Annotated in this window: 21 protein-coding genes and 2 pseudogenes; 15 read left to right on the forward strand and 8 right to left on the reverse strand. The window is 68.6% G+C overall.

What is annotated here, in order from left to right:
• Positions 1–81 precede the first annotated feature (81 nt).
• A complete protein-coding gene (locus ACIQLD_RS11010) occupies positions 82–1,791 on the forward strand; it encodes an AMP-binding protein (RefSeq protein ID WP_402608038.1) in 1,710 nt (569 codons plus the stop codon).
• Between the two features lie 2 nt (positions 1,792–1,793).
• Here the strand turns inward: ACIQLD_RS11010 and ACIQLD_RS11015 are convergent, their stop codons facing one another.
• Together ACIQLD_RS11015 and ACIQLD_RS11020 are read right to left on the reverse strand one after the other, a co-directional pair.
• Complete coding sequence (locus ACIQLD_RS11015; protein ID WP_402608039.1) at positions 1,794–2,216, reverse strand: hypothetical protein; 423 nt, start codon at positions 2,214–2,216, stop codon at positions 1,794–1,796.
• Positions 2,217–2,362: 146 nt separating this feature from the next.
• Positions 2,363–3,835: an MATE family efflux transporter gene (locus ACIQLD_RS11020; RefSeq protein ID WP_402608040.1), complete on the reverse strand. Its 1,473-nt coding sequence runs from the start codon at positions 3,833–3,835 to the stop codon at positions 2,363–2,365.
• A gap of 157 nt (positions 3,836–3,992) precedes the next feature.
• Between ACIQLD_RS11020 and cycA the strand changes: the two genes are divergently transcribed.
• A complete protein-coding gene (gene cycA, locus ACIQLD_RS11025) occupies positions 3,993–5,462 on the forward strand; it encodes a D-serine/D-alanine/glycine transporter (RefSeq protein ID WP_402608041.1) in 1,470 nt (489 codons plus the stop codon).
• 16 nt (positions 5,463–5,478) lie between these two features.
• On the opposite strand, the gene ACIQLD_RS11030 is transcribed toward cycA, so the two are convergent.
• The 4 genes from ACIQLD_RS11030 to ACIQLD_RS11045 form a co-directional block, all read right to left on the reverse strand.
• Positions 5,479–5,904 (reverse strand): DUF2871 domain-containing protein, encoded by a 426-nt coding sequence (locus ACIQLD_RS11030; RefSeq protein WP_402608042.1) that lies wholly within the window; start codon positions 5,902–5,904, stop codon positions 5,479–5,481.
• Positions 5,905–6,014: 110 nt separating this feature from the next.
• Positions 6,015–6,638, reverse strand: a complete 624-nt coding sequence (locus ACIQLD_RS11035) for a response regulator (protein ID WP_402608043.1) — start codon at positions 6,636–6,638, stop codon at positions 6,015–6,017.
• Complete coding sequence (locus ACIQLD_RS11040; protein ID WP_402608044.1) at positions 6,635–7,963, reverse strand: sensor histidine kinase; 1,329 nt, start codon at positions 7,961–7,963, stop codon at positions 6,635–6,637. The genes ACIQLD_RS11035 and ACIQLD_RS11040 overlap by 4 nt, the downstream gene beginning before the upstream one ends.
• Positions 7,929–10,070 (reverse strand): MMPL family transporter, encoded by a 2,142-nt coding sequence (locus ACIQLD_RS11045; RefSeq protein WP_402608045.1) that lies wholly within the window; start codon positions 10,068–10,070, stop codon positions 7,929–7,931. The genes ACIQLD_RS11040 and ACIQLD_RS11045 overlap by 35 nt, the downstream gene beginning before the upstream one ends.
• A 222-nt stretch (positions 10,071–10,292) precedes the next feature.
• Here ACIQLD_RS11045 and ACIQLD_RS11050 point away from each other — a divergent pair.
• From ACIQLD_RS11050 to ACIQLD_RS11100, 11 genes and pseudogenes are all read left to right on the forward strand, one after another.
• A pseudogene (locus ACIQLD_RS11050) lies at positions 10,293–11,278 on the forward strand (aldo/keto reductase).
• 30 nt (positions 11,279–11,308) lie between these two features.
• Positions 11,309–11,962 (forward strand): IMPACT family protein, encoded by a 654-nt coding sequence (locus ACIQLD_RS11055; RefSeq protein WP_402608046.1) that lies wholly within the window; start codon positions 11,309–11,311, stop codon positions 11,960–11,962.
• A gap of 140 nt (positions 11,963–12,102) precedes the next feature.
• Positions 12,103–13,035, forward strand: coding sequence for a DnaJ domain-containing protein (locus ACIQLD_RS11060; protein WP_402608047.1), 933 nt, complete (start codon positions 12,103–12,105; stop codon positions 13,033–13,035).
• Between the two features lie 155 nt (positions 13,036–13,190).
• Positions 13,191–13,343, forward strand: a pseudogene (locus ACIQLD_RS11065) (LacI family DNA-binding transcriptional regulator); the annotation flags it as partial.
• Between the two features lie 60 nt (positions 13,344–13,403).
• Positions 13,404–14,195: a substrate-binding domain-containing protein gene (locus tag ACIQLD_RS11070; RefSeq protein ID WP_402608537.1), complete on the forward strand. Its 792-nt coding sequence runs from the start codon at positions 13,404–13,406 to the stop codon at positions 14,193–14,195.
• A gap of 38 nt (positions 14,196–14,233) precedes the next feature.
• Positions 14,234–15,496, forward strand: coding sequence for an ABC transporter substrate-binding protein (locus ACIQLD_RS11075; RefSeq protein ID WP_402608048.1), 1,263 nt, complete (start codon positions 14,234–14,236; stop codon positions 15,494–15,496).
• A 4-nt stretch (positions 15,497–15,500) separates the two neighbouring features.
• Entirely contained in the window at positions 15,501–16,397 is an 897-nt protein-coding gene (locus ACIQLD_RS11080) for a carbohydrate ABC transporter permease (RefSeq protein WP_402608049.1), read from the forward strand.
• Positions 16,394–17,236, forward strand: a complete 843-nt coding sequence (locus ACIQLD_RS11085; protein WP_402608050.1) for a carbohydrate ABC transporter permease — start codon at positions 16,394–16,396, stop codon at positions 17,234–17,236. Before ACIQLD_RS11080 ends, ACIQLD_RS11085 begins: the two co-directional genes overlap by 4 nt.
• Before the next feature lie 27 nt (positions 17,237–17,263).
• The gene (locus tag ACIQLD_RS11090; protein ID WP_402608051.1) at positions 17,264–18,244 is read left to right on the forward strand and encodes a glycoside hydrolase family 130 protein; all 981 of its coding nucleotides are present in this window, start codon (positions 17,264–17,266) and stop codon (positions 18,242–18,244) included.
• A 54-nt stretch (positions 18,245–18,298) separates the two neighbouring features.
• The gene (locus ACIQLD_RS11095; protein ID WP_387179748.1) at positions 18,299–18,721 is read left to right on the forward strand and encodes a Fur family transcriptional regulator; all 423 of its coding nucleotides are present in this window, start codon (positions 18,299–18,301) and stop codon (positions 18,719–18,721) included.
• A gap of 66 nt (positions 18,722–18,787) precedes the next feature.
• Positions 18,788–20,239, forward strand: coding sequence for a catalase (locus tag ACIQLD_RS11100; protein ID WP_402608052.1), 1,452 nt, complete (start codon positions 18,788–18,790; stop codon positions 20,237–20,239).
• A 102-nt stretch (positions 20,240–20,341) separates the two neighbouring features.
• Here ACIQLD_RS11100 and ACIQLD_RS11105 read toward each other — a convergent pair whose 3' ends face one another.
• Entirely contained in the window at positions 20,342–21,001 is a 660-nt protein-coding gene (locus tag ACIQLD_RS11105; RefSeq protein ID WP_402608053.1) for a TetR family transcriptional regulator, read from the reverse strand.
• Positions 21,002–21,110: 109 nt separating this feature from the next.
• Here ACIQLD_RS11105 and ACIQLD_RS11110 point away from each other — a divergent pair, with 109 nt between their 5' ends.
• Complete coding sequence (locus tag ACIQLD_RS11110) at positions 21,111–23,132, forward strand: glycoside hydrolase family 3 N-terminal domain-containing protein (protein WP_402608054.1); 2,022 nt, start codon at positions 21,111–21,113, stop codon at positions 23,130–23,132.
• Positions 23,133–23,210: 78 nt separating this feature from the next.
• Positions 23,211–24,542: an MFS transporter gene (locus ACIQLD_RS11115; RefSeq protein WP_402608055.1), complete on the forward strand. Its 1,332-nt coding sequence runs from the start codon at positions 23,211–23,213 to the stop codon at positions 24,540–24,542.
• Here the strand turns inward: ACIQLD_RS11115 and ACIQLD_RS11120 are convergent.
• A complete protein-coding gene (locus ACIQLD_RS11120; protein WP_402608056.1) occupies positions 24,526–25,014 on the reverse strand; it encodes a winged helix-turn-helix transcriptional regulator in 489 nt (162 codons plus the stop codon). The two genes, ACIQLD_RS11115 and ACIQLD_RS11120, sit on opposite strands and share 17 nt — an antisense overlap.
• Positions 25,015–25,021: the final 7 nt, after the last annotated feature.

A 25,021-nucleotide genomic window follows, 5' to 3' on the forward strand; every position in this document is an offset into this window, starting at 1 on the left:
CACGAAGTGCGACCGGAACGAGCGGAGCGTCGGTGCGTGCGCGAGGATGGAGGGCACGCCAGCAAGGAGCAAGGGAGCACCATGAGCCGCAGCGCCACTGCCGCAACGCACACCATCCGCGAGATGCGGGACTTCCTCTTCGCGAACGCCACCGACTATGCGGCGGCCCGCGACGGATTCGCCTGGCCCGAGGTCGACGAGTTCAACTTCGCGCTGGAGTGGTTCGACGTGGTCGCGGGCGAGAACCCCGACCGACCTGCCGTGCAGATCGTCGAGGCCGACCTCAGCCTGCGCTCATGGACCTACGGTGAGCTCTCGGTGCGATCCGACCAGGTCGCCGCCTGGCTCCGCACGCTCGGCATCGGTCGCGGCGACCACGTGATCGTGATGCTGAACAACACGATCGAGCTGTGGGAGGTGATGCTGGCGATCACGAAGATCGGCGCCGTCTCCATCCCGACCTCGACCCTGTTGTCGGCGTCGGACCTCGCCTACCGCGTCGATCACGGACGCGCGCGGGCGGTCATCACGCTCGGAGCACTCGACGATCGCCTCGACGGCATCGACTCCGGCATCCTTCGCATCGGTGTGGGCGACGACGTGCCCTCCGGTTGGGCGCGCTTCGACGACTCCACGGCCGCCCCGGCGGGTTTCGACCCCGAAGGCCCGACCCCCGCATCCGACACCGCGCTGCTCTACTTCACCTCGGGCACGACGAACCGCCCGAAGCTGGTGCAGCACACCCACGTCTCGTACCCGATCGGACACCTGTCGACCATGTGGTGGCTCGGGGTGCGCCCTGACGACGTGCACCTCAACATCTCCTCGCCGGGCTGGGCCAAACATGCGTGGTCGAGCTTCTACTCACCGTTCCTGGCCGAGGCGACCGTCTTCGTCTACAACTACGCCCGCTTCGACGCGAACGCGCTCATGCAGGTCATGGACACCCACCAGGTGTCGACCTTCTGCGCGCCGCCGACGGTGTGGCGCATGCTGATCCAGGCCGACCTCGCCCGGCTCACCCATCCGCCCCGCGAGCTGGTGGGCGCCGGTGAGCCGCTGAACCCGGAGGTCATCGACCGGGTGCGCGATGCCTGGGGCGGAACGATCCGCGACGGCTTCGGGCAGACCGAGATGACCGCGTGCATCGGCAACTCCCCCGGCCAGGCGGTCAAGGTCGGGTCGATGGGACGCCCGTTGCCCGGCTACCCGGTCGTTCTGCTCGACCCCGTCACCGGCGAGGTCGTCGCGCAGGAGGGCGAGATCGCACTCGACCTGTCCCGCCCTCCGCTCGGACTCATGGCCGGATACTACGACGACCCTGACAAGACCGCGGAGTCACGGGCTGGCGGCTACCACCACACCGGCGACATCGCGGTGCGCGACGACGACGGCTATCTCACCTATGTCGGTCGCTCCGACGACGTGTTCAAGGCCTCCGATTACAAGATCTCGCCTTTCGAGCTCGAGTCGGTGCTGCTCGAGCACGATCTCGTTATCGAGGCGGCCGTGATCCCCAGTCCCGATCCGACGCGCCTGGCGGTGCCGAAGGCCTACATCTGCCTGACCCCGGAGGCCACGGCCGCCGGTTCGGATGCGGCGCGCGCGATCTTCGCGCACGCGCACGAACGGTTGTCGTCGCATCTGTGGGTGCGGATCATCGAGTTCGTCCCGGAACTGCCCAAGACGATCTCCGGCAAGATCCGACGCGTCGAGCTGCGGGCACGGGAAGCCGCGCGGGTGCAGTCCGGCGACGAGGCCGGGCAGCACCGCGACCGCGACTACCGCTGAGGTCAGCGCACGACGGCGATCGTGGCCGTCGACGGCCCCGTCTTCGTCAGCGCGGGCTTCGACACCGGCGCGGTGGAAGCCTTCGACGCGGGTACCGCCTTCGGCAGCGCCACCTCGACCGTGCGGTCGGTGCGTCCGGCACCGGCTGCGTTCACGATCGCGCGCACGACGCTCCCGATGACCAGCATCGCCACGAGCGAGCCGCACGCCACGATCAGCGGCGTCCACTCCCGAGCGAACGACGCCGCGAAACTCATCAGCGTGCCCACGATCCACAGACCCACCGCGCCCCCGGCGAGACCACCGGCTCCTCGGACGATCGCGACCGCCGCGACGATCGCGAAGATGGCGGCGATCGCCGCACCCACGTAACCGATCGGCACCATCACCGCAGCCAGATCACTGGCCATTCTCAATGTCGTCATGACGACCCCCCGTCAGTGGTTACTCCACTCATTCGACATTAGAAGTGTCCCCCGGAAAGGGCATCCGCCTCAAGTGCGACTCGCATCATCCTGGAGGCGGATATCTGCGCGAGTGGCACCGCGGAATCCGCACGGCCCGTGTGGTGTCAGCGGCGACGAGGCCAGCGCAGTCGACGCGCTCGCGCGACCCGCACCGGCTGGGTGACGACGGCATCCACGACCATCGATCCGTCGGTCGGTCCGACGATCGCGATGGCCGAGGTCTCGGTCGCCTCCGCAGGATCGATGGGCAGCCGACCGAGGGCCCGATGGGCACGGATGTAGGCGGGCACGAGCAGCACGATCGCCCCGAGCCATGCGAGCGGATTGCTCAACGCGACACCGTCGAACCCGATCCATGCGCCCAGCACGATCGCCGCCCCCACGCGCATCACGAGCTCGATCACGCCGGTCACGGTGGGCACGAGCGTGTGACCGAGTCCCTGCAGGGCGCCGCGCAGCACGAACAGCATGCCGAGCGCCCAGTACCCGCAGCCGTTGATGATGAGCATCCGATGCGCGTCTTCCACGACGATGTCGGATCCTTCGCCGATGAACAGGCGCACCATCGGGGCGCCGAACGCGACCAGCAGCGCACCCAGCACCACTCCGGCCGCGATGGCCATCCAGGTCGCCTCGACCACACCGCGACGGATGCGGTCGGGCCGACGACCACCGTGGTTCTGTGCGGCGTACATCGAGACCGCGAGGCCGAGGGAGGACAGCAGCGCGACCGCGAGGCTGTCGACGCGGGAGCCCGTGGTGTAGGCGGCGACCGCATCGGCGCCGAGGGTGTTCAACGCGACCTGCACCGTGAGCGTGCCGATCGCGATGATCGACGCCTGGAACCCCATCGGCAGGCCGAGTCGCAGGTGCTCGGCGAGGTCGCCGCGGGTGATGCGCCAGTCGGCTCGGCGCAGGTGCAGCATCGGCAGGCGCCGACGCACGAACTCCAGGCACAGCACCACCGAGACGGCTTGCGCGACCACGGTCGCGAGCGCCGCTCCGCCGACGCCCCATTCGAGCGGTCCGACCATCAGCACGACGAGCCCGACGTTCAGAGCGCACGAGACGGTCAGGAACACCAGCGGCGTCTTCGAGTCGCCGATCGCTCGGATGATCGCGGACAGGTAGTTGAAGAACATCGTCGCGCTCGCGCCGAGGAAGCTGATCTGCGTGAAGATCGTGGCCTCGGCCATCAGCTCGGGCGGCGTCTGCAGCAGGGCGAGGATGGGGCCGGCGAGGAGGGGAGCCCCGACGGTCAGGATCACACTCGCGATGGCGCTCAGGAGCACGCCGGTCGCGACCGATCGGCGCACGGCAGCATCGTCCCTCGCGCCGAAGGCCTGCGCGATCGGGATCGCGAAACCGCTGGTCAGACCCCAGGCGAACCCGAGCAGCAGGAACAGCAGACTACCGGTCGCTCCGACAGCCGCGAGCGAGGTGACGCCGAGGTGCCGGCCGACGACGATGGCGTCGGCGAACTGGTACAGCTGCTGCACCACGTTGCCGAGGAGGAGGGGGATGGAGAAGGCAAGGATGACGCGCCACGGACGACCAGTGGTGAGGGAGGTGGCCATGAAGGAGCGGCTCGCAGAACTGGGGGGATGATCGGGGGGTGCCACCAGCCTATCGAATCGATTCGGTGGAGCGGAATACCCGAACTCGATTCTGGACTCGGCCCCTCCTCCAGGTACCGTCGGACGGCAACCGTCGACGATGACCGGAGGAAGAAAAGTGACGAAGCAGTACACGGGGGGAACCGGACGCGAGCGCGATGTCGCCGCGGACGGAGAGGAGCAGCACCTGCGGCGAGCGCTGAGCAACCGCCACATCCAGCTGCTCGCGATCGGCGGGGCCATCGGCACCGGCCTGTTCATGGGCAGCGGCAAGACCATCTCGGTCGCCGGCCCATCGGTGATCTTCGTCTACATGATCATCGGCTTCATGCTGTTCTTCGTCATGAGGGCGATGGGCGAGCTGCTGCTGTCGAATCTGAAGTACAAGTCGTTCAGCGACTTCGCGAGCGACCTGCTCGGACCCTGGGCCGGCTTCTTCACCGGATGGACCTACTGGTTCTGCTGGGTGGTCACCGGCGTGGCCGACGTGATCGCGATCGCGGGATACACGGATGCCCTCATCCCCGGCATCCCCCTGTGGATCCCCGGCGTGCTGGTGATCGTCATCCTGCTCGCCCTGAATCTGCCCACGGTCGCCGCCTTCGGCGAGATGGAGTTCTGGTTCGCGCTGATCAAGATCGTCGCGATCGTGGCGCTCATCATCACCGGACTCGTGATGATCTTCACCGGATTCCAGCACGACGCCGGCACCGCGAGCTTCTCGAACCTGTGGGATCACGGGGGCATGTTCCCGCACGGATTCATGGGCTTCGTCGCGGGCTTCCAGATCGCCGTGTTCGCGTTCGTCGGCATCGAACTCGTCGGCACGGCCGCCGCCGAGACCAAGGACCCGAAGCGCAACCTGCCCAAGGCCATCAACGCGATCCCGATCCGCGTGCTGCTGTTCTACGTGGGCGCGCTCATCGTGCTGATGGCGGTGACCCCGTGGACCGAGTACGTCGCCGGCGAGAGTCCCTTCATCGCCATGTTCGCCCTCGCCGGGCTCGGCATCGCCGCGACCGTGGTGAACCTCGTGGTGCTGACCTCGGCCATGTCGAGCGCGAACTCGGGCATCTACTCGACCTCGCGCATGGTGTTCGGTCTCGCGCAGGACGGCGACGCCCCGCGGATGTTCGCTCGCCTCTCGCGCCGCCGGGTGCCGCAGAACGCGCTGTTCCTGTCGTGCATCCTGCTGCTGTCCGGCGTCGTTCTGCTCTACGCGGGCAAGGACATCGGCACGGCGTTCGACATGGTGACCACGGTCTCGGCCCTCTGCTTCATGTTCGTCTGGACGATCTTCCTGTGCAGTTACCTCGTGTACCGCCGCACCCGCAAGGACAAGGTCGCCGCATCGACCTTCCGGCTTCCGGGTGGCGTGTTCATGGTCTACGTGGTGCTGGCGTTCTTCGTGTTCATCCTGTGGGCCCTCACGACGCAGCCCGACACGCTGACCGCGCTGCTCGTGACGCCGATCTGGTTCGTGGTGCTGTTCGTGGCGTGGCTGTTCGTGCGGCGCTCACCGAACCACCTGGCCCGGCATGCGGCGCACATCGCCCACCTGCGCGACGACTCGGTCGAGGCGGACTGACGGTTCGCGCTTCGAATCAGGCGGCTTCCGGCTCGGCGACGAACAGACGCTTTCGCAGGGCGAGGAACAGCAGCACCATGCCGGCGCTGAGGAGGATGTGACCCAGGCCCGCGATACCGGCGATCATGCTCGACGACTCCTGTCCGAGCACCGTGAGGCAGCCGTGCCAGATCATCATGGCCGACGTGAGCACGAGGCCCGCGTTGTACAGCCAGAAGAACCAGCCGAACAGGGGGCTCTCAGAGAGCGCGAACGCCTTCTCCAGGAGCAGGACGATCAGCAGCACGATGAAGCCCAGCACGAGCAGGTGCGTGTGCACGAGGCCGAGTTGCGTCGCCTCCCCCTCGGGGAAGCCGTTGAGCTTGGTGAACTCTCGGTAGAAGAGTCCGGAGGCGACGCCCACGAGCATGTAGGCGAACGCGGCGGTGAAGAGCCTGCGCATCGGGAATCCTTTCGGTCTGATCCCAGCCTCGGCGCCGCGACCTCTTCGGGGATCCATCGAACGGTTGAGAGGTTCGGGCCCGTACAACAGGTCGGCTCGGAGCAGGCGAGTCAGAGCAGGCCGGTGTCGCGGGCGATGGCGATGGCCCGCGCGCGGCTGTCGGCGCCGAGCTTCTCGAACACGTGCACGAGGTGGGTCTTCACTGTGGCCTCGGTCACGAACAGGGTCTTGGCGATCTCGCGGTTCGACGCTCCCGTGTCGAGCAGGCGGAGCACGTCGAGCTCGCGGTCGGTCAGACGCACCCGCGGCGCACGCATGACCTGCACCACCCGCTCGCTGAGCTCCGGAGTGAGCACGAGTCCGCCGGACGCCGCCTGCCGGATCGCGCGCACGATGTCGTCGGGGGCGACATCCTTGAGCAGGTACCCCGCCGCTCCCGCCTCGATCGCACCGAGGATCTCGGCGTCGCGGTCGAACGTCGTCAGGATCAGGACGGCCGGGGAAGGATCCTGCGCACGCAGAGCGGCGGTCGTCTGCACGCCGTCCATGCCCTCGCCGAGCCGCAGGTCGCACAGCACGACATCGGGATGCAGGTGTCGCGCGAGCGCCACGGCCTCCTCGCCCGACGCCGCCTCACCGACCACCTCGACGTCGTCCCTGTGGTCGAAGAGCGAGCGCACGCCGGCGCGCACGATGGGGTGGTCGTCGACGAGCAGCACACGCACCGGGGTCATCCGTCTTCTCCTGATCCGCGACCCTGAGCGGGGCCGCCCAGACCCTGAGCGGGACGCCCCAGGGGGATGTGCGCCGAGAGCGCGGTGCCGTCGCCCGGGGCGCTCTCGACATCGAGTCCTCCGCCGAGCTCTCGCAGGCGTGCCCGCATGGAGCGCAGCCCGTAGCCGCCGCCCCGATTGCCGACGCCGCCCTGCGCGTCCCAGTGCCGGGCATCGAACCCGATCCCGTCGTCGACGATGTCGAGGCGCACCGCGTCGCCGGCGTCAGCGAGCGTGACCACGACACGGGAGGCCGACGCATGGGAGCGGACGTTCGCGAGGGCCGACTGCGCGGTCCGCAGCATGGCGACCTCGGCATCGATGCCGAGCGAGGGCAGGTCGTCGTCGGCGTGCAGCGTGGCCTCGATCCCGGTCTCCTCGGTCAGGCGCTCCAGCATCCGGGCGAGGGCGTCGCCGAGTGCCGTGGACTCCAGTTCGGCGGGCATCAGCGCGTTCACTATGCGCCGCGCATCCGCCATCCCCTCCGCGGCCAGAGCACCGATCTGCTCGAGGGCGCGAGTGCGCTGCGCCGGATCGTCCGCCTCCAGGGCCGATCGCGCCAGCATCCCGATCGACGACACGCTCTGCGCCACGGTGTCGTGGATGTCGCGCGACACCCGCGTGCGCTCGGCGCTCGCGCCCGACTCGCGCTGGGTGCGGGCGAGCTCGTCCTGCAGCGCAGCCATCTCCTCCTGGGTCGCGACGAGCGAGGCGATGAGTCGACGGCGCTCACGCCCATCGCGGACGAGTTCGAGGTATCCGCGGGAGATCCCCAGTGCGAAGACGCCGCCCACGAGCGGGCCGATCACGTTCGCGTAGCTCGTCGTGCCGGTGTGCACCAGTGGAGCGGCGACCACCACGGCGAGGATCACCCCGCTGAGCACCAGAGCCCACCGCAGACGCATCACGAACCCGGCGAGCAGCCACAGCGGGAAGGCGAGCCACACGAACTCCGGCGAGACCACGACCGCACCAAGCCAGACGAGCGTCAATCCCAGCAGCCACCAGGTCGCGAGGCGACGGTCGGCGGTGCGTTCGCCGAGCAGCAATCCGCCGCCGTACCAGCCGAGGAAGACGAGCGAGAGGGCGAGCACCCACGGCAGCGGCACACCGTCCGCCGCGGAACGCCAGGCACCGATCACGAGCAGCACGACGGTGATGACGGCCTGGCCGACACGAATGGAGCCGACCAGGCTCGCCCAGGTGCGCGGCGTGCGGATCCCCGCCGCGGTGTCGACGCGGCCGGGACGCTCAGTCCGCGTCTGCGGGGATGGCGACTGCGGCATCCTCGTATTCTCCCCCGTGCGGCCGGTCTCCGTGTCGATCCACATGTCGATCCCTACGGGATCCGGCTCCCCCGACCTTCCCCGGCCACCACATCCGCTCGCCGACGATCGCGAAGATCGCGGGGACCACGAGCGTGCGCACGACGAAGGTGTCGACGAGCACGCCGATCCCGACGATGAGCCCGATCTGACCGAGCGTGACCAGGGGCAGCAACCCGAGCGCGGCGAACACGGCCGCGAGCACGACACCGGCACTGGTGATCACGCCGCCCGTCGCGGCGAGGGCGCGCACCATGCCCTGCCGCGTGCCGACCGTCCGCGCCTCCGTACGCGCGCGATGCACCAGGAAGATCGTGTAGTCGATCCCGAGCGCCACCAGGAACAGGAACGACAGCAGTGGCACCTGCAGGTCGAGCGCATCCCATCCGAACAGGACCCTGCTCAGCCACGTGCCGGCACCGATCGCGGCGACCGCGCTGAGGATGTTCACCGCGAGCAGCAGCAGAGGTGCCACCAGGGAGCGCAGCAGCACGATGAGCACGAACAGACTGACCGCGAGCACGAGCGGGACCACCAGCTGAAGGTCGCGGAGATTGCCCTCGCGCGCATCGAGATCGGCCGCCACCGGGCCACCGACCACGGCGTCGGCATCCGGCACCGTGTGCGCGGCGTCGCGCACTGCGCTCACCAGGTCGAGGCTCGCAGGCGTTCCGGGCGCCGGCTCACCGACGACGAGCAGACGGGTGAGCGCTCCGTCGCTGCTCTCGCCCGTCATCGACACGCGGAGCACGCCCGACACATCGTCGATCGCGGCGATCAGCGCATCGGCCTGAGCCGTTTCACCGATCACGATCATCGGCTGGGCCTCTCCGGCGGGGAAGTGATCGCCGAGTACCGTCAGACCCGCGGCCGACTCGGACGCGACCCGGAACTTCTCGACCTGGGTGAGCCCGACAGACGCTCCGGCGAGTCCACCGGTCAGGACGCCGAGCAATGCGAGTCCGCCGATCAGCGGCACCCACGGGCGTCGCGAGACGCGCCGTGCCACCGCTCCCCACACGCGACCCGTGGCGGCCGCAGCGCCCACGCGCGGCACGAACGGCCAGAAGAGCCGACGACCGCACACGGCGAGAGCGGGCGGGAGCACCAGCAGCACCGCGGCGAGCGCGATCAGCAGGCCCACGGCCGAAGCGATGCCGAGTCCGCGCGTGCCGGGGATCACCGCGAGAGCCAGAGTCGACAGGGCCAGGACCACGGTGACGTTCGAGGCGACGATCGCGGGTGCGGTGGCACGCCACGCGGCGACCAGGGCGCGGCGATGATCGGTCTCGCGCGCGAGTTCTTCGCGATAGCGCGAGATGAGCAGGAGGGCGTAGTTCGTTCCCGCGCCGAAGACCAGCACGCTCACGATCCCGGAGTCGAACTGCAGCCCGAGCCCCGCACCGATCGCCGCCGTCGCCTTGTTCGCCAGCTGATCGGCGAGGGCGACCACGACGAGCGGGATCATCCAGAGCACGGGCGAGCGATACGTGACGATGAGCAGCAGCGCGACGATCCCGAGGGTCACCATCAGCAGCGTGAAGTCGGCACCGTCGAACGCGGACGCGACGTCGACACCGAACGCGGGACCACCGGTGACCTGCACGCTCACTCCGTCGATCGGATGCTCCGCCACGGTGCCCCGCAGACCGTGCACGGCTTCAGCGGCGGAGGCGTCGTCGTCGTCCAGGGTCAGCGTCGCCTGGAGCACCGCGGCCTCGCCGTCGTCGCTGACGATCGGACCGTGGGTTGCGTGCCCGGTCTCCGCTTCGACATCGCCCGAGAGCGCACCGAGGGCGGCGAGGTCGGCGTCGCGAAGCTGCCCGTCGTCGTCGCGGGAGGCGACCAGCAGTACCGTGTGCTCGTCCGCGTCGGGGAACTGTTCTGCGAGCACGGCGGCCCGAGCGGATTCGGAGTCCGGCGGAGCGACATCGTTGCCGGTCGGGACCGATGCCCGTCCGAGCGCGCCGAGGAGGGCGGTGAAGGCGACCACCGCGATCAGCAGGGAGATCCATCCCCCGCGACGGGACGTGAGCCACAGGGGAAGGGAGCGGAAGGTGCGGAGCATGGATCCAGTCCAGTCGTCGCCGCCCGCGCCCGGATCGCGCAGGGGGCGGAGACGGGTCTCCACCCTTCGATGGATCCACACGGCGCCCCGGAGGTGTCGGCCTCTGCACGAGAGGGGTTCCCGCCAACGGGGTTCCGCCAGGGCCTCCCCCGTCGCCGCACTCGCGCGTAGCGTCGGGGCCAGGCCGCCGACCCGTCTGCGGCCACGACGAAAGGACCACTCATGCACACGCGCACCCTCGGACAGGGCCTCCGGGTCTCGGCGGTCGGACTCGGCTGCATGGGCATGTCGCAGAGCTACGGCCCCAACCCGGGCACCCGCGACGACATGATCGCGGTGCTGCGGTCGGCAGTCGATCACGGCGTCGACTTCTTCGACACCGCCGAGGTGTACGGACCGTATGTGAACGAGGAGCTCGTGGGCGAGGCGCTCGAGCCCATCCGCGACCGGGTCGTGCTCGCGACGAAGTTCGGGTGGGATATCCAGGACGGCAAGAGCGTCGGCCTGAACAGCCGACCCGAGCAGATCCGTCGAGTGGCCGAGGCATCGCTGCGGAGCCTGCGCACCGACGTGATCGACCTCTTCTACCAGCACCGCGTCGATCCCGAGGTGCCGATCGAAGAAGTCGCCGGCACGGTCGGCGAGCTGATCGCCGAGGGGAAGGTGCGCCACTTCGGGCTCTCGGAAGCCTCGGCCGATACCATCCGTCGCGCACATGCGGTGCACCCGGTCACCGCCCTGCAGAGCGAGTACTCGCTGTGGACCCGCGACCCGAGGCCGAGATCCTGCCGGTGCTCGCCGAGCTGGGCATCGGGTTCGTCCCCTTCAGCCCGCTCGGCAAGGGATTCCTGACCGGCACGGTCGACCCGTCGGCCGACTTCGCCGCCGGTGACATCCGCGCCACGATCCCGCGCTTCACGGCCGAGAACCGCACGACGAACCAGACGCTCGTGGCGCACGTCGCCGAGCTGGCCACCGCGAAAGGCGCCACTGCGGGGCAGATCGCTCTGGCCTGGCTGCTCGCTCAGCAGCCGTGGATCGTGCCGATCCCGGGCACGCGGCGCACCGCGCGCATCGCGGAGAACGCCGGGAGCACAGCCGTCGCCCTGTCGGCCGACGAGGTCGCCGACCTCTCGACCCTCGCGACCCGCATCGGCGTGAGCGGCGACCGCTACAACCCGCAGCAGATGGCCTTCGTCGATCGTTGAGCCGGATGCGGCCTCGGTATCGTGAAGCGGGTGACCTCCGCCCGCAGTTATCCCGCGACCATCGCGGCCGCGGTCGAGCACGAGGCCGTCATCCGCAAGTCGCGCTTCCTCACCCGCATCGAGCCCGTCTCCTCGATCGAGCAGGCCGAGGCCGTGATCGCGGGCATCCGCAAGCGGGCGTGGGACGCCAACCACAACTGCACCGCGATGGTCACGGGCCTGCTCGGCGACCAGGCGTGCTCGTCGGATGACGGCGAGCCCTCGGGCACCGCGGGCATCCCGATGCTCGAAGTCCTGCGCCGGCGCGAGCTGACCGACGTGGTCGCCGTGGTGACGCGGTACTTCGGCGGCGTGAAGCTCGGCGCGGGTGGCCTCGTGCGCGCCTACTCCTCCGCCGTGTCCGAGACCCTCGATCTGGCAGCCCTCGTGCAACGGGCCGCGCTCCGGCAGGTGACGCTCGAGGTTCCGCACGCAGAAGCCGGCCGCTACGACAACCTGCTGCGCGACTGGGCGGCGCATCACGGCGCGACTCTCGGCGAACCGACGTACTCGGCGAAGGCCACGCTGGAGCTGTGGGCGCCGGCGTCGGAACTCCCCCGTCTCACGGCCGATCTGGCTGCCGCATCCGCCGGTGCGATCGTCCCTGTCGTCGGCGCCGAACGCATCGTCGACGTGCCAGCCTGAGGTCTGCCGGACTCGAACCGCGCAACGCGCGCGATCCCCGGTCGGATGGGGCGCATCGCGCGATTCGAACGAGGACCGGGATCGGCGAACGCACAACGAGCGGCGGATATCCTGGATGCCGCGGTCGCGGAAGGAGAGCGATGTTCGACAGTCCGCTCTCGGCTTCGGCATACGAGGTCCTCGGGGTCGACCCCACCGTCGACGACGGCGAACTGCGTCGCGCCTATCGTCTGCGCCTGCGGCAGACGCATCCGGACACCGGCGGCGACGCGGCGATCTTCATCCAGGTGCAACGCGCGTGGGAGCTGGTCGGCACCGTCGAGAGCCGCGCGGCCTACGACCGCCGTACCGGGGTGTCCGGAGCAACGACTCCCGACTCCGGCGCGGAATGGGGCGGATGGCGGCCGCCCGCAGCCCGCACCGACACCCGACCGCGCGCACGCTCCTACGGTCACCCCGGGGGATGGCGCCGCGAACGCTACCTCGCGCTGATCCGCGAATGGGCCGGCCGCGGCGTCGACGTCCCTGACCCCTACGACCCCGCCCTCGTGCGCTCGGCTCCGCGCGATCTGCGCCGCCTCCTCGCCGACGCCCTGGCGGAAGAGGCGACGGCGCGCACGGTCTCCGATCTCGGTATGGGCTTCACCGTGTGGCACGACGTCGCCGTGGGAGCGGATGCCGACGACAAGCTCGACCACGTGGTGCTGGGCCCTTCCGGGCTGTACGGCACGATGTCGGAGGACTTCGGCGGAGTCGTGGGCTTCCGCCGCGGCGAGATCACCGGCCCGAGCCTCGGCACCCGTGCGCCCGTCACCGCGGCGCTCCGCAGGATGCGCGTGGTCGCCAAGGCCGCACGCGTGCGTTTCAGCGGCGCGATCATCGTGCTGCCGGACGACGACCTCGCCCAGGCGGTCACCCCGCTCGGCACGAGCCGTGGCGTGCCGGTCGTCGTGGTGCGCCGCAGTGCGCTGGCCATGGTGCTGCGCCAGGGCGTCCCGCAGGCACGGGCCATCGGCGGCAACGAGCTGTTCGACGTGCGCACCCGCCTGCAGCAGACCGTCCGCTTCGTCTGAGCAGCCCCCGCCCCTCGAATCACGCAAACGGTCGCATCAGCGGTCGCCGAGGACCGTCTGCGAGTCGGAGCGCCCGCTGATCCGTTGACAGCCGCAATCAAACCGGTTTACACTCGTCAAACCGGTTCACCGACAAGCACGTCGGCGAGCGCGAATTCCGAGGAGATGGCATGAGCCGCACGACCATCGCCGATGTCGCCCGCGAAGCCGGCGTGACCAAGGCCACGGTCTCGCATGCCCTGAGCGGCAACCGGCCGATCTCGGAGGAGACGAAGGCGAAGGTGCTCGCCGCGGCTGCGAAGCTGAACTGGGCACCGAGCCAGAGCGCACGGGCGCTCGCCACCCGGCAGGCCAATGCGGTCGCCGTGGTGCTGGCCCGCAACCCCGAGGTCATCGCGAACGATTCCTTCTTCCCGGCGTTCATCGCCGGCGTCGAGTCGGTGCTCGCCGAGACCGAGACGGCGCTGCTCCTCCAGGTCGTCTCCGGCCGCGAAGCCGAGGAACGCGCGTACCGCACCCTCACCCACGGCCGGGCCGACGGAGCGCTCCTGCTCGACCTGCGCACGGACGACTGGCGGATTCCGTTCCTCGACGACCTCGGCCTGCCGACCGTCCTGGTGGGCGCCTACGACCAGCCGAACGGATTCTCGTGCGTCCGCACCGACGACGCGGCCCCGATACGCGAGATCATCACCCATCTCCGCGCCGCCGGACACGAGCGCATCGCGCACGTCTCCGGCCCGCTCGACTACGTGCACTCGAAGGCCAGGGCACAGGCATACGTCGAGGCGATCGGCAACGACGAGCTGCTCCGCGAAGGCGACTTCACGGCCGCGAGCGGACGCACGCGCACAGCCGAGCTCCTCACGCTGCCAGAGCGGCCGACCGCGATCCTCTACTCGAACGACACCATGGCGATCGCCGGCCTCTCCTACGCACGTGCGCAGGGCCTGTCGATCCCGCACGACCTCGCGATCTCGGGCTTCGACGACGACCACCTCTCCGCCCACCTGTCTCCGGCGCTGACCAGCGTCTCATCCGACCCCGCGGCCCGAGGCCGCGCCGCCGCCCGCCTTCTGCGGGCAGACATCCTCGGGGCGCAGCCACGCACCGAGATCGTCGACTGCAACGTCGTGCACTTCCGGGAGAGCACCGCGTAGCCGACTTCCGCTTCACCCGCAGCGTCAAGGAGGACATCATGAAGAAGTTCCGCGCAATCGCACTGATCGGCGCCACCGCGCTCGTCGCCACCGGATGCTCGGCGGGCGGCGGTGGCGAAGCCTCAGCCGACGGCACCGGGCCCATCAAGGTCTGGCTCTCGAACAATGAACAGGAAGTCGCGTGGGGCACGGCCGTCGTCGAGGCCTGGAACGCCGAGCATCCCGACGAGAAGGTGACAGCGCAGGAGATCCCCGCCGGATCCTCTTCAGAGGAGGCGATCACCGCCGCGATCACCGCCGGCACCGCACCCTGCCTCGTCTACAACGTGGCACCCGCCGCGGTGTCGGGCTGGGTCAAGCAAGGCGGACTCGTCGACCTCAGCAAGATCGACGGCGGCAGCGACTACATCACCGAACGTGGCGGCGATGTCGACGCCTACGCGAGCGACGGCAGCTTCTATCAGCTGCCCTGGAAGTCGAACCCCGTGATGGTGATGTACAACAAGGCGATCTTCCAGGCGGCGGGCATCGATCCCGAAGACCCGCAGATGAACACGTACGACGCGTTCCTCGAAGGATCACGAGCCATCGTCGCCTCGGGCGTGCAGAGCGCGATCTGGCCCGCGCCGACGAGCGAGTTCTATCAGCCGTGGTTCGACTTCTACCCGCTCTACCTGGCCGAGACCGACGGCACGATGCTGGTGGAAGACGGGAAGTCGACCTTCGACTCGGATGCCGGCCGCACCGTCTCCGAGTTCTGGAAGACCTTCTACGACGAGAAGCTCTCGCCGAACGAGGCGTCGACCGACGACGCGATGTCCGCAGGCACCACCGCGATGCAGCTCGCCGGTCCCTGGGCGATCCCCTCCTACGCCGACACGGTCGACGTCGGCTTCATGCCGGTGCCGACCAGCGACGGCCGCGAGGCCCCGACGACCTTCGCCGACTCCAAGAGCGTGTCGATGTTCACCTCGTGCGAGAACCAGGCGACGGCATGGGAGTTCCTGAAGTTCTCCACCAGCGAGGAGAGCGACGGGCAACTGCTCGAGGCCACCGGTCAGATGCCGATGCGTACGGGACTCACCGACTCCTACGGCGACTACTTCGCGGCGAACCCGAACTACGTGGCGTTCGCCGAGCAGGCCGAGAAGACCGCCGACGTCCCCAGCATCCCGAACTCCGTTGAGGCATGGCAGGCGTTCCGCGACGAGTACTCCTCGGCCGTGATCTTCGACAAGGAGTCGATCGACGACTTCCTCACGAACGCCGCATCGAAGATCGATGACCTCGTCGCCGAGTGACGTCATGACCGAACGGAAGCGGCTGCGCACCCGGTGGCTGGGTGCGCAGCCGATCGGCGGACTGTTCGCGCTGCCGTACTTCGTGTTCGTGATCGCGATCTTCGCGTATCCGCTCGCGTTCGCGGTCTACATCGCCTTCCACGACTACTTCTTCACAGCTCCCGGCACCGAGGTCGACCGCCCGTTCGTCGGCTTCGACAACTTCGTCACGGTGCTCACCGACCCACGGGTGCTCGGATCCTTCCGCAACACCCTGATCTTCCTGGTCATCAACGTGCCGCTGACGGCGGTACTCGCCCTCGTGCTCGCGGCGGCGCTCAACACGGGCATCCGATGGGTCGCCGCCTACCGCGTCGCGTTCTACGTGCCGTACCTCACAGCGAGCGTCTCGCTCGTGGGCGTGTGGATGCTGCTGTTCTCGGGCAACGGGCTGATCAACACGATCCTCGGCCCGCTCGCCCCCGATCCGTCCTGGCTCGTGAACAGCGGGCTCGCGATGCCGATGATCGCGTTCTACGTGACCTGGAAACAGCTCGGGTTCTACATCCTGCTGTACCTGGCGGCGCTGCAGAACGTACCCAAGGAGCTGTACGAATCGGCGGAGACCGACGGAGCCGGGGTGTTCTCGCGCTTCCGGCACGTCACGATCCCCGGAGTGCGCAGCGCCACGACGCTCGTGCTGATCCTGTCGATCATCACCGGGGCGAACCTCTTCACCGAGCCCTACCTGCTCACCAACGGCGGCGGCCCCGACGGCGCATCGACCACCCCGGTGCTCCTGATCTACCAGCTGGGCATCCAGCAGCAGAACCCCGACACCGCAGCGGCCATCGGCATGATCCTCGTGATCCTCGTCGGGATGCTCTCGCTGGCGGCCAACCGCGCGACCAGGGAGCGATGATGCGAAAGAAGCGTTCACTGCCCCGCATCCTGAGCATCATCCTGCTCACGATCGCGGCCATCGGATTCGCCTTCCCGTTCTACTTCATGATCGTGGGGGCGTTCCAGGAGAATCCGACGAACTCCCCCAGCGAGCTGTTCCCGACGAGTGGCTGGACCGTCGACAACTTCATCGCGATCGACTCGCGCATCGACCTCGTCGGCTCGCTGGTCAACTCACTGATCTTCACCGCGGGGGTGCTGCTGGGCACCGTCGTGTTCGGGCTGCTCGCCGGCTATGCGATCGCACGCCTCGACTTCCGCGGACGAGGGGTGATCTGGGTGCTCATGCTGCTCGTGCAGATGGTGCCGTTCCAGCTGCTGATGATCCCGCTCTACGTGCAGATCACCCGCAACTACGGCCTCGGCGACTCGTACATGGGCATGATCCTGCCGTTCCTCATCAACACCACGGCGGTGTTCATCTTCGTGCAGTTCTTCAAGGCGTTGCCGGTGGAGATCTTCGAGGCGGCGCGCATCGACGGCGCCGGCGAGATCCGTCTGCTGACGTCGGTCGCGATCCCGCTGATCCGTCCCGTGCTCGTGACGGTCGTGCTGGTCACGTTCATCGGCCCCTGGAACGAGTTCCTCTGGCCCTTCCTCATCACGAAGGATGCGAGTCTGCAGCCGTTGGCCGTGTCCCTCGCGAACTACATCTCCAACGTGGCGCAGTCCACGGCCAACCCGAACGGTGCGATCCTCGCCGGCGCCACGGCGCTCGCTTTCCCCGTCGTGATCCTGTTCATCGTCTTCCAGCGGTTCTTCCGCGCCACCGACCTCGGTGCAGCCGTCAAGGGCTGACCCACCACTCAGCCAGAAAGGGCATCCATGTTCACCGGAGCCTCGTTCCCCCTCGGTCCGTTCACCCCGTTCGAGGGCAACCCGATCCTGCGCCCGCGCGGCGACAGCTGGGAATCGGCCAACCTCTACAACCCGGCCGCGCTCGTCGACGGCGACGAGGTCGTGCTGCTCTATCGCGCGCACGCCGACGACATCATCTCCCACATCGGCCTGGCGCGCTCGAAGGACGGCGTGAACTTCACCCGGGAAGATGCGCCGATCCTCTCGCCGTCGGAGGACTATGAGACCTACGGATGCGAGGATCCTCGGATCGCCTTGATCGACGGGACCTATTACCTGACCTACACGGGCTGGGACCGCCGCAGCGCACAGCTGTGCCTGGCGACCTCGACCGACCTGCGCACCTGGACGAAGCACGGCCCCCTGTTCGACGACTTCGACACCTTCAAGACCATGGACCCCCGCGGATTCAACTGGTCGAAGGCCGGTGTCATCGTGCCGCAGCGGATGCACGGCAAGTGGTGGATGTACTTCGGCGAGGGGGCGATCTACTGGGCGACCAGCGATGACCTGATCCACTGGACGCCCGGCACCCCCGACACCGAGCCGATGTACTCGCCGACCCCCGGCACCTGGGACGAGGCACTCGTCGAGATCGGCGCCTCCCCGGTCGTCACCGACAACGGACTGCTGCTCTTCCTCACCAACGGTGCCACCCGCACGGTGCACGACGACGGCACGGTCGACGTCGACTACCGCTGCGGGCAGATCGCGATCGACCCTGATGAGCCGACGACCGTCATCGCCCGCCTGCAGGAGCCGTGGCTGCGCCCGCAGACCTTCGAGGACACCCACGGGCTCGTCTCGAACGTGACCTTCGTCGAGGGGCTCGTGAAGTTCGGTGGAAAGTGGTTCGCCTACTATGGCCAGTCCGACACGACGCTGGCCGTGGCGATCCACGATCCCGCCGAGCCGTGGGGACGCGCGCTGCGTGACGGAGGGCGCTGACATCCCGGCATGCTGTTCTTTTGAGTTATTCAAATAACGGGGTACACTCGGGGCATGGAGACAGAACTCGACTCGGCGCTTCGCGTTGCCGGGCTTCGGGCGACCGCGGGCCGCGTCGCCGTTCTCGAGGCTCTCGACTCCATGGCCCATACGGATGCGGAACGGCTCTATCGGGCCGTGTCCGAGGTGCTGCCGACCACGTCGATCCAGTCGGTGCACAACATCCTCGCGGACCTGACGACGGCGGGTCTCATCCGCCGGATCGAACCGGCAGGCTCCGCGGCGCTCTACGAGCGGCGCATCAACGACAACCACCACCACGTCGTCTGCACCTCCTGCGGTGCGATCGGCGATGTGGACTGCGTCGTCGGTGAAGCGCCGTGTCTCACCCCGTCGTCGACGGGGGGATTCACCGTCCAGACAGCCGAAGTCACCTTCTGGGGCCTCTGCCCCAGTTGCCAGAACGCCGCGCAATAGCAGTCCGCCGATCACCCATCCACGGATGGGGGTATTCGTCGCGCCTGCGCGGAGAAGGAGAACACCATGACGAAACCTGCCACCACCACGCAGGCCGGGGCCCCGATCGCGAGTGACACGCACTCGCTCACGGTCGGCGCCGACGGCCCCACCGTGCTGCATGACCACCACCTGGTCGAGAAGATCGCGGCCTTCAACCGCGAGCGGGTGCCGGAGCGCAACCCGCATGCGAAGGGCGGCGGCGCGTTCGGCGAGTTCGTCGTCACCGAAGACGTGTCGGCCTACACGCGCGCGGCCGTCTTCCAGCAGGGGGCCACGAGCGAGACGCTCATCCGCTTCTCCTCGGTCGCCGGCGAGCAGGGCTCTCCCGACACCTGGCGTGACGTGCGCGGGTTCTCGCTCCGCATGTACTCGGAAGAGGGCAATCTCGACATCGTCGGCAACAACACCCCGACGTTCTTCCTGCGCGACGCGATCAAGTTCCCCGACTTCATCCACTCGCAGAAGCGCCTCGGCGACTCGGGTCTGCGCGACCCCGACATGCAGTGGGACTTCTGGACACTGTCTCCGGAGAGCGCCCACCAGGTCACGTATCTGATGGGCGACCGCGGCCTCCCCCTCAGCTGGCGGCACATGAACGGCTACGGCTCGCACACCTACTCGTGGGTCAACGCCGCGGGCGAGGTCTTCTGGGTCAAGTACCACTTCATGTCGCAGCAGGGCGTCGAGGCGATGAGCAACGAAGAGGCCGAGCAGCTCGCCGGGTCGGACGCCGACCACTACCGGCGCGACCTCTTCCGCGCGATCGCCGACGGCGAGTTCCCGAAGTGGGACCTCTACGTGCAGATCATGCCGTACGACGAAGCCAAGGACTACCGGTTCAACCCGTTCGATCTCACCAAGACGATCTCGAAGAAGGACTACCCGCGCATCAAGGTCGGCACCCTGACCCTGAACCGCAACCCGGAGAACTTCTTCGCCCAGATCGAGCAGGCCGCCTTCTCGCCGGGGAACCAGGTGCCGGGCACCGGCATCTCTCCGGACAAGATGCTGATGGGGCGCATCTTCGCCTACCCGGACGCCCAGCGCCACCGTATCGGCGCGAACTACAACCAGCTTCCGGTGAACCAGCCGCACGCGAGCGAAGCGCGCAACTACCAGCACGAGGGGTCGATGCGGTACCAGTTCAACGATGCCGCGCACCGCACCTACCAGCCGAACTCCTACGGAGCAGCCGGCGGCCCGGAGGCCGACCCTGCCAAGGGCGTGGAGGTGAACTGGGAGGCCGACGGCGAGATCCAGCGCTCCGCTGCGACCCTGCACGCCGAGGACGATGACTTCGGGCAGCCCGGCACGCTCTACCGCGAGGTGTTCGACGCCGAGCAGCGGGCACGCTTCCTGGAGACCCTCACCGGTCAGGGCCGTTCGATCACCGTCGACGCCATCCGCGAGCGCTTCTTCCAGTACTGGACGAACGTCGACGTCACGCTCGGCGCCGCGCTGCGCGAACAGGTCTGACCGACGCTCACCCGATCCGCACGGATCGGCTGATCACCACGGCCTCCTGGGGACCCCGGTCTCCAGGAGGCCGTTTCGTCGTGTCCTGCGCTACCGCTCGCGTCAGGCGCCGACCGGTTCCGCCTCGGGGACGATCGTCTCGAAAGCCGCCTCCCCCGCCGGGGTCATCCATTCCCTCAGCATCGCGCGGATGGCGCCGGCCATGTCGATCGACCGATCGAACAGCCACTGGGTCTGCAAGCCGTCCATGGTCGCGGTGAGGCGCAGTGCCGCGTCGTGCGGATCGATGTCGGGCCGCAGCTGGCCGGCGTCGATGGCGAGCGCGATCGCCTGGCCGGTGCCGGCCCGGATCCGCTCGTAGCGGCGTCGGAAGTACGCGTGCGCCGGGTGATCGGCGGCCGACGCTTCGGACGACAGCCGCACGAAGAGCTCGATCAGGCCAGGGACGAGTCGGTTGTGGGCGGCGAGGTCGACCATGCCGCGCAGCACACCCATCCCTCCGAAACCGCGGGCGTACGGGCGGAAGCGCTCCCGATCCTCGATGTCGCGCGCTTCGAGCACGGCTTCGAGCAGTGCCTCTTTGTCGGCGAAGTGATGCAGGAGCCCGGCACGCGAGATGCCGCACACGGCGGCGATCTCGAGGATCGTCGCCGAGAGGAAGCCGCGTTCCGCGAAATGATCGGACGCCACGCGGATGATCTCCTCGCGGCGCGCTCGACCGTTCGCGTATCCGCGCCCTCGGAGCGTCGTCGCATCGGCCATGGGGGAAACGGTAGCACCGCTCTTGACAAAACCGACACAAGTGTAGATATTTAACCGAACCACCCGCCGCACCCGAATCGCACCGCCGTACCCGAACGAAGGAGTTCCCGTGAGCGAGATCGCGCACCCGTACCAGGACCGCACCCTGACCGTGGACCAGCGCGTCGAGGATCTGCTCTCCCGGATGACGCTCGAGGACAAGGCGGGGCAGATGTTCCAGCCGATGGCGACCCTCGGCGACGACCTCGACGCCCCCGGCCTGTTCGGTTCCCCGTCGATGCGCACCATCATCGACCGCGGCATCACGCACGTGAACATCCTGCAGGCCCCCTCGGCGAGAGAGATCGCCGCCTGGCACAACGCCCTGCAGGAGGAGGTGCGGCGACGCGGCCTCGGCATCCCGTTCTCGCTGTCGAGCGATCCGCGTCATTCGTTCTCGAACAACCCCGCCGCCGCACTCATCGCCGGCCCCTTCTCGCAGTGGCCGGAGTTCCTCGGTTTCGGCGCCATCGACGACCCCGAGCTCACCCGCCGCTTCGCCGAGGTCGTGCGTCGCGAGTATCTGGCCGTCGGCATCCGCACCGCCCTGCACCCGCAGATCGACCTCGCCACCGAGCCGCGCTGGGCACGGGCTTCCGGCACGTTCGGCCAGAGTGCAGAGGTGACCGGCCGTCTCGGCGTCGCCTACACGCTCGGGTTGCAGGGTGATGAGCTCGGTGCGGAGTCGGTCTCGGCCATGGCCAAGCACTTCCCCGGGGGCGGCCCCCAGCTCGACGGCGAGGATCCGCACTTCTCCTACGGCCGCGAGCAGGTGTACCCGGGCGGACGATTCGACCTGCACCTGCAGCCGTTCCGCGACCTGCTGGCGGCCGGCGTCTCGCAGATCATGCCCTACTACGGCATGCCGATCGGCACCGAGTACGAAGAGGTCGGCTTCGGCTTCAACAAGCAGATCATCCAGGGCCTGCTGCGTGACGAGCTGGGCTTCGACGGGATCGTGTGCACCGACTGGGGCATCCTGTCCCGCACTTTCTGGGGCGTGGAGTCGCTCACCTACGACGAGCGGATGGTCAAGTCGCTCGACGCCGGAGTCGATCAGTTCGGCGGCGAGTTCAACCCGAAGGCCCTGATCGGGCTCGTGCGGGCAGGGTCGGTACCCGAGTCTCGGCTCGACACCTCGGTGCGCCGGCTGCTGCGCGAGAAGTTCCGCCTCGGACTGTTCGACGACGCCCGCTTCGTCGACGCCGAAGCCGCGGATGCGATCGTCGGGAGGGAAGACGCCCGCGCCGCCGGGCTCGAAGCCCAGGCGCGTTCGCTGACGCTGCTCGCGAACGGCGGCGGGGCGGCGAAGCTGCCGCTGCACGGGCGCCCGACGGTCTACGTCGAGGGACTCGACCCGGTCGAGCTCGCCGGCTGGGCCGACGTGGTCACCGACCCCGACCGCGCCGATGTCGCGATCGTGCGCACGGATGCTCCGTGGGAGCCGCGTGGCAACGGGGCCGACATCGAATCGTTCTTCCGCGCCGGATCCCTCGAGTTCCACGATGACGAACTCGCGCACCTGCGTGATCTGGCCGCTCGCGTGCCGCTCGTGCTCGACGTCTACCTCGACCGTCCGGCGATCCTCGCGCCGCTTCTCGACGTCGCCTCGACGATCATCGCGAACTACGGCGCCTCCGACACCGCGCTCGTGAACGTGCTGTTCGGCGCCGCGGAGCCCCAGGGCTCACTGCCGTTCGAGGTGCCATCGTCGATGGAAGCCGTGGCGGCGAGCCGCCCTGACGTGCCGTCGGACACGGTCGACCCGTCGTTCGTGTTCGGTCACGGCCTCCGCTACGTCGACTGGTCGCCTGCCGTCCGGCCCGACCCCGCGTCCACGACGGTCGAGGTGACGGATGTCGCCGCGCCCGGCGGACGCTTCGACCTCACCCGTGCGACCGTCGCCCAGGTGCTCGCCGACGCCGAAGCGCTCGCGATCATCACCGAGGTCGTCCCGGATCTGCCGGGCAACCCCATGCTCGCCGCGGCGCAGAACATGCCGCTCGACACCGTCCTCGGCTTCGCCGGCGCCACCCTGCCGGCCGAGACGATCGACACGCTGCGCTCCCGCCTGGTGGCACTCCCCGCCTGACCTCCGTTCTGCCCGACCCGTTCTGCCCGACCCGTTCTGCCCGCCCGTTCTGCCCGACCCGAGAGGACCATGACGACGATGTCTGGAACGCCCGCAACCCCCGAGAGCACCGTCCCCGAGAGCACCGTCCCCGAGAGCACCGTCCCGATAACGGAGACGACGTTCATCCGCACCGCCGCCGGCAACGACGACCCACCCCCGCCCCTCAAAGGGATCCGGCGCCTGCTCGGCTGGATCATCCCCGCCAACCTCGGCATCTTCCTGATCTGGGGTGCCGTCCCCGGCATCCTCCTCCCCCAGCAGGTCACGGTCGCGCTCGGTGAGGAGAACAAGGTCGCCAATCTCGCGATCATCGCGACCATCGGCGCATTCGCGGCGATGATCGCGCAGCCGATCGCCGGGCAGATCTCCGACCGGACGCGGTCTCGTTTCGGCCGTCGCGCTCCGTGGATGATCGTCGGCGTTCTCGCCGGCGGCCTCGCTCTCGTCGGCCTCGCCTTCGCGGATTCGCTGATCGGCATCGCGATCGCGTGGACCCTCGTGCAGATCGCGTACAACTTCGCCCAGGGCCCGCTGTCTGCGGTGATGCCCGACCGCGTGCCCCTCAAGCGCCGGGGGACCTTCGCCGCCCTCTCGGGCATCGGCCTCATGGTCGGCTCGCTCGGCGGTCAGATCGTCGGCTCCCTGTTCTTCAACAGCATCGCCGCAGGCTACGTGGTCTTCGCGGTCTTCGCTCTCGTCGTCATCACGCTGTTCGTCGTGTTCAACCCGGACTACTCGAGCGAACGGATCACGCCCGAGCCGTTCGACCTCGGCGTGTTCCTTCGCACCTTCTGGGTCAGCCCGATCAAGCACCCCGACTTCTTCTGGGCGTTCCTCGGCCGCCTGCTGCTGTTCACGGGCTACTTCTCCGTGACCGGCTACCAGCTCTACATCATGACCGACTACCTGCACATCGAGAAGCCCGAGACGGTCATCCCGCTGGTCGGGCTTCTCAGCCTCGCCGGCATCCTGATCTCCACGATCATCTCGGGCCCGCTCTCCGACAAGGTCGGGCGTCGCAAGCCCTTCGTGTTCGCCTCGTCGGTCGTCACCGGTCTTGCGCTGCTGCTGCCGTGGATCTCGCCGACGATCGAGTCGTGGATGATCATGTCGTTCATCGCCGGGCTCGGGTTCGGCATGTTCCAGGCCGTCGACACCGCGCTGATGAGCGAGGTGCTGCCCTCGGCGCAGTCGTTCGCGAAGGACCTCGGGGTCGTGAACATCGCGGCCACCCTGCCCCAGACGCTGGCTCCCGGAGTCTCAGGTCTGATCGTGATCGCGTTCGGCTTCGCCGGGCTCTTCCCGGTGGGCATCGTGCTGTCGGTGCTCGGCGCGTTCGCCGTGTGGCCGATCAAGTCGACGCGCTGACACTCCCGGCGGCGCGACGCGCGGCGGCTACGGCCTCGCGCGTCGCGTCGTAGCGTGCGCGGGACTCCTCGATCGCCGGATGATTCGCGAGTGCCCAGTCTCCGATGCTCTTCGCGATCGGGATCAGGGTCTCGCCGCGTGCGGTCAGTTCATACTCCACGCGCGGCGGAACCTCGGCGTAGGCGGTGCGGACGATCAGCCCGTCGCGCTCGAGCTGGCGCAGCGTGAGAGTGAGCATCCGCTGCGAGATGCCGGGGATGTGCCGGAGCAGCTCACTGAAGCGCAGGCGATCGTTCCGAAGGGTGGCGATGACCAGCAGCGACCACTTGTCGCCGACGCGGTCGAGCACCTCGCGGATCGCGCGACCGGCGTTCTCATCGATCGAGCAGGAGCTCTCGTAGCCGGGGAAACCGGCGAGCGCGGTCTCCTCGATGTGCCTCGGTGACATCGGTGTGCCTTTTGCAGCGCTCATCCGCATC

The organism is Microbacterium sp. NPDC091662 (genome assembly GCF_044756705.1).
Lineage (GTDB): Bacteria > Actinomycetota > Actinomycetes > Actinomycetales > Microbacteriaceae > Microbacterium.

What these genes read in the sequence shown, in the direction of transcription:
- ACIQLD_RS11095 (WP_387179748.1), top strand. Translation starts at nt 18,299, where the DNA reads ATGGAGACAGAACTCGACTCGGCGCTTCGCGTTGCCGGGCTTCGGGCG.
- ACIQLD_RS11085 (WP_402608050.1), top strand. Translation starts at nt 16,394, where the DNA reads ATGATGCGAAAGAAGCGTTCACTGCCCCGCATCCTGAGCATCATCCTG.
- ACIQLD_RS11015 (WP_402608039.1), bottom strand. Translation starts at nt 2,216, where the DNA reads ATGACGACATTGAGAATGGCCAGTGATCTGGCTGCGGTGATGGTGCCG.
- ACIQLD_RS11080 (WP_402608049.1), top strand. Translation starts at nt 15,501, where the DNA reads ATGACCGAACGGAAGCGGCTGCGCACCCGGTGGCTGGGTGCGCAGCCG.
- ACIQLD_RS11120 (WP_402608056.1), bottom strand. Translation starts at nt 25,014, where the DNA reads ATGAGCGCTGCAAAAGGCACACCGATGTCACCGAGGCACATCGAGGAG.
- ACIQLD_RS11100 (WP_402608052.1), top strand. Translation starts at nt 18,788, where the DNA reads ATGACGAAACCTGCCACCACCACGCAGGCCGGGGCCCCGATCGCGAGT.
- ACIQLD_RS11060 (WP_402608047.1), top strand. Translation starts at nt 12,103, where the DNA reads ATGTTCGACAGTCCGCTCTCGGCTTCGGCATACGAGGTCCTCGGGGTC.
- ACIQLD_RS11035 (WP_402608043.1), bottom strand. Translation starts at nt 6,638, where the DNA reads ATGACCCCGGTGCGTGTGCTGCTCGTCGACGACCACCCCATCGTGCGC.
- ACIQLD_RS11075 (WP_402608048.1), top strand. Translation starts at nt 14,234, where the DNA reads ATGAAGAAGTTCCGCGCAATCGCACTGATCGGCGCCACCGCGCTCGTC.
- ACIQLD_RS11020 (WP_402608040.1), bottom strand. Translation starts at nt 3,835, where the DNA reads ATGGCCACCTCCCTCACCACTGGTCGTCCGTGGCGCGTCATCCTTGCC.
- ACIQLD_RS11090 (WP_402608051.1), top strand. Translation starts at nt 17,264, where the DNA reads ATGTTCACCGGAGCCTCGTTCCCCCTCGGTCCGTTCACCCCGTTCGAG.
- ACIQLD_RS11010 (WP_402608038.1), top strand. Translation starts at nt 82, where the DNA reads ATGAGCCGCAGCGCCACTGCCGCAACGCACACCATCCGCGAGATGCGG.
- ACIQLD_RS11105 (WP_402608053.1), bottom strand. Translation starts at nt 21,001, where the DNA reads ATGGCCGATGCGACGACGCTCCGAGGGCGCGGATACGCGAACGGTCGA.
- ACIQLD_RS11040 (WP_402608044.1), bottom strand. Translation starts at nt 7,963, where the DNA reads ATGCCGCAGTCGCCATCCCCGCAGACGCGGACTGAGCGTCCCGGCCGC.
- ACIQLD_RS11030 (WP_402608042.1), bottom strand. Translation starts at nt 5,904, where the DNA reads ATGCGCAGGCTCTTCACCGCCGCGTTCGCCTACATGCTCGTGGGCGTC.
- ACIQLD_RS11115 (WP_402608055.1), top strand. Translation starts at nt 23,211, where the DNA reads ATGTCTGGAACGCCCGCAACCCCCGAGAGCACCGTCCCCGAGAGCACC.
- ACIQLD_RS11045 (WP_402608045.1), bottom strand. Translation starts at nt 10,070, where the DNA reads ATGCTCCGCACCTTCCGCTCCCTTCCCCTGTGGCTCACGTCCCGTCGC.